We start from the raw sequence: 927 nt of genomic DNA, 5'->3' as shown, positions 1-927 counted from the left end.
CCGGGGTTTTGGGGTTTCGCTGCTCGGCCAACATATCTTTGCCCCCCCCCCGCCCCCTGGGGGGCGCGTGGGGTTTTTTGGCAAACCCGGGTAAAAACCCACGCGGCCCGCAACCCGGGGGGGCCCCGCTCCTCTGAGCTGCCAAAAGACTACTTCTTGGAGACAGCGGCCTTCAGCTTGGAGCCTGCGGTCAGCTTGACGCTGTGGCCGGCGGCAATCTGGATGGTTTCGCCGGTCTGCGGGTTGCGGCCGGTGCGGGCTGCGCGGTCGGTGCGCTCAACTGCAAGCCAGCCCGGGATGGTGATCTTCTCGCCGGCGGCGACAGAAGATTCGAAAACCTCGAACAGTGCATCGAGCACGGAGTTGACGGCTGCCTGGCTGGTGCCGGCCTTACCCGCTACCTCTGAAACAAGTTCACTACGGTTCTTAGCCATGTATGTCCTCCTGGACGCTCTTGATTCTGGAGCCTGCATGCGGCGTGCGTGCAAGCCACTGTTCGAAAACTTACCAGCTTGCACCCGTGAGGGGGATAAATTCCGCGTGTTTCCGCGACTTTTTGACCTAAATCACCGGTATTTCAACGATTTCCAGCCAAAAGCGGCCTCCTATCCGGATCTTCGCTCCCGTTTGGGCGGCTCCGCCCGGACGCGCCATCAGATCCTGCCGCTTCCCTCCCGACGCTCTGTCAGATCCTGCCGCCTCACCCCCGACGCTTCCGCATCCCTGGCGGGGATCTGCGGAAGCGTTTGGGGGAAACCCGCAGGACGTGATGGAGCGTTTGGGGAAACGCTGCGGGATGTGATGGAGCGTTCGGGGACTGGGCCCGTTGGTTGTGCCTGTCGGGGCCTGGGGTGGAATGCGGCTAAGCCGGTGTTAAATGCGGGAGGACCCCAACCTGGTGGTTGGGGTCCTCGACCTAATGGTTGT

1 protein-coding gene is annotated in these 927 nt (G+C 62.6%); it reads right to left on the bottom strand.

Going from position 1 to position 927, the window contains the following annotated elements; translation table 11 throughout:
* Positions 1-149: 149 nt before the first annotated feature.
* Positions 150-434 (bottom strand): HU family DNA-binding protein, encoded by a 285-nt coding sequence (locus ACFQ50_RS06400; RefSeq protein WP_003803320.1) that lies wholly within the window; start codon positions 432-434, stop codon positions 150-152.
* Between the last annotated feature and the right edge of the window lie 493 nt (positions 435-927).

The organism is Arthrobacter sp. NPDC056493 (genome assembly GCF_042795115.1).
In the GTDB taxonomy this organism is placed as follows: Bacteria; Actinomycetota; Actinomycetes; order Actinomycetales; family Micrococcaceae; genus Arthrobacter.
Note: the sequence above shows the minus strand (reverse complement) of the source record. Positions and strands in the feature narration are given on the sequence as shown.